At 49.0% G+C, this 2,539-nt stretch carries 3 protein-coding genes; 2 read left to right on the top strand and 1 reads right to left on the bottom strand.

The features are described from left to right. The first annotated feature begins 468 nt into the window (after positions 1-468). Together msrA and msrB are read left to right on the top strand one after the other, a co-directional pair. On the top strand, positions 469-1,116 hold the full coding sequence (gene msrA / locus EYQ01_08725; protein HIE65876.1) for a peptide-methionine (S)-S-oxide reductase MsrA: 648 nt from the start codon (positions 469-471) through the stop codon (positions 1,114-1,116). Further along, positions 1,109-1,603, top strand: coding sequence for a peptide-methionine (R)-S-oxide reductase MsrB (gene msrB, locus EYQ01_08720; protein ID HIE65875.1), 495 nt, complete (start codon positions 1,109-1,111; stop codon positions 1,601-1,603). The genes msrA and msrB overlap by 8 nt, the downstream gene beginning before the upstream one ends. Here the strand turns inward: msrB and EYQ01_08715 are convergent. Continuing rightward, on the bottom strand, positions 1,587-2,447 hold the full coding sequence (locus tag EYQ01_08715) for a CHRD domain-containing protein (protein ID HIE65874.1): 861 nt from the start codon (positions 2,445-2,447) through the stop codon (positions 1,587-1,589). The genes msrB and EYQ01_08715 overlap by 17 nt on opposite strands. Positions 2,448-2,539 lie beyond the last annotated feature (92 nt).

Raw genomic sequence — 2,539 nt, 5'->3', positions numbered from 1 at the left:
CGGAAAGTTCCTCTCCCTCGCTCATTCTCTTCCAGATATTGGAATACATCGAGGCCGCCTGCTTTGAAAAAAGCTCTTCCATGATTACGCCTTTCCCCATAAGAAAATGTATTAAAAAACCTGGGTTATTCTAACAGGGGTATTCTCACGTAATCAAGCGCGTATTTGCTTTATCAATCCTGGATTTTAGAACTTCCACTCCCCTATGTTCCCCTAATTCCGCGATTATGGAATTAGAAACCGCCGATTCGCCTGGAATGACTGCATTATCGGCCAACGGACTCCTCACCGTACGGATGAGTACGCTTCGGTCGTCCTTATGGCCTCTGGCCTTGCCTTTCAGGCGACTTGGCGGTTTATCCCAAGATCCAATCGCCGATCTTGGGTGTTCATTGAAAGATGAACCCTTGTTCAATTATTGTTATAGTAGATGGATGTGAAAGGATCAATGAAAGAGAGAGGTGAGCGATGAAAAAATACAGCGTTCAATATTTCCTGCGGGTCTTACTCCTTATAAGTTTTTTATCAGCTATTACAGGGAACGCGATCGGAGCGGAATCTGAAAATCTCAAAACCGCCACTTTTGCCGGAGGTTGTTTCTGGTGTATGGAACATGCCTTCGATGAAGTCGATGGTGTTGTCTCAACGATTTCAGGCTATATCGGAGGACACAAGGATCACCCAACATACAGGGAGGTCTCCTCCGGAACAACAGGTCATACTGAGGCGGTGCAAGTCGTGTATGACAGCAGCAAGGTCCGTTATGGCATGTTGTTGGAGGTCTTCTGGACCAATATTGATCCTACGGTGAAGGACCGGCAATTTTGTGATCGGGGGAACCAGTACCGCACCACAATTTTCTACCATACAAAAGAACAGAAAAAACTGGCCGTCGCCTCCAAGCGCAGCCTGGAGCGCGACAGACCGTTTGAAGGACCGGTTGTCACGCCCATCCTGCAGGCCTCTCAGTTTTTCCCCGCAGAGGAGCACCACCAGGATTACCATATCAAAAACCCGCTCCAATACAAGTTTTACCGCTTCAGTTGCGGGCGGGACCAGCGTTTAAAAGAGTTATGGGGAAAGAGAACTTCCTTTGGAGGGCTAAGACATGAATAGAAGGGTGTTTATGATGACCTTAGGGGTTTACATCGGATCCCTGATGATACCGTCCAGGGTTTTCTCCAAAAGCCAGAGAATTACATTCAAACAAATAATCAAAACGGATAAAGAATGGAGAAAACTGCTGCGGCCCGACCGTTATGAGATCTTAAGAAGAGAAGGGACCGAGCGTCGATTTTCAAGCCCTCTGGACAAGGAGTATGGTCCAGGCGTTTATGTCTGTGCCGGCTGTGCGCTTGAGCTCTTTACCTCAGAGATGAAATACGACAGCAAAACCGGCTGGCCGAGTTTTTTTAGATCGATTGAAGGCCGCCTTGAAACCAAAATCGATTTTAAAATGTTATTTCCCAGAACCGAGTATCACTGCGCACGTTGTGACGGTCATCAGGGACACATCTTCAATGACGGTCCCAAACCCAGCGGAAAACGCTGGTGCAATAACGGGCTGGCCTTAAAGTTTATAGCCGCTAAAGATTCGGGATGACCTGCCCACGGATTTCGCCCCCTCCATTAGCAAGAGTATGGATATTGACATAGATGTTTCCCCCCTTGAGTGCGGCTACTAAAGCGGGAGTGAGCTGCTCGGAATCAGTGTTTCTCCAGACCCCGGTCGCGGTATTCCCGATGAAATCGCCGGTGAGCGGACGAACAAACGTGGGGATATTGGATCCGGTCGGTGCATTGTGAAAATGGGCCGCGGTCATCCCTCCTCCGCTCAGACCGGTTACCGTGATAACGAAGGTTAGTTCAGTCTCGGCCGCATTGAGGACGAAGGCACCGGTTCCCCTTGCGGTTGCAGCGATCGGTGGGACCTCTTGCACACCACTGAATTTGGCCGTAAAGCCCCTACTCCCGTCCTCTGGAGTCAACACCACCTGTGTACGGATTTCTCCATTTAGGTTGTTTCCGGAATGGACATCGACATAAATTTCTCCCGCGTTGAGTGCGGTCACTAAAGTCAAAGTGAGCGGGTTTACTAAATCGTTAACGCTCCAGATCCCGGTTGCCGTATTCCCATTGAAATTAATGGGAAACCGAACCAAAACATCATTAGATCCAGCAGCCGCATTGTGAAAATGAGCCTGGGTCAACCCACCGCCCAGTCCATCAACCGTGATATCAAAGGTCAGTCCGCCTGCGCTTAAGGAGAAGGAACCCGTTCCGGTCGCATTGGTGACAACCGGTGGATTCGAGACCACCTGGGGCCCCGTCAGTAGTCCAGGAAAAAGAGCTGTAGTGGAGTCGTCGCTGAGACTTCCGCATCCAGCCATTACCAACAGTCCCGTGATCAAGAAAAGTCTAAAACCAATTGATTGCCATGCTCTCATTGTCTTTCTCCCCTGTATGATTTAAAAGAAAAGGTGTGCCATCATCAAAAACTGATCGTTCTTACTCTCGATCTCTTCTTTGTTCATTCGAT

Source organism: Candidatus Manganitrophaceae bacterium (assembly GCA_012960925.1).
Taxonomy (GTDB): Bacteria; Nitrospirota; Nitrospiria; order SBBL01; family JAADHI01; genus DUAG01.
This window is presented reverse-complemented; position numbering and strand designations above follow the sequence as displayed.

Excerpts from the sequence above, each read along its gene's own strand:
- msrA (HIE65876.1), top strand. The coding sequence starts at position 469 with ATGAAAAAATACAGCGTTCAATATTTCCTGCGGGTCTTACTCCTTATA.
- msrB (HIE65875.1), top strand. The coding sequence starts at position 1,109 with ATGAATAGAAGGGTGTTTATGATGACCTTAGGGGTTTACATCGGATCC.
- EYQ01_08715 (HIE65874.1), bottom strand. The coding sequence starts at position 2,447 with ATGAGAGCATGGCAATCAATTGGTTTTAGACTTTTCTTGATCACGGGA.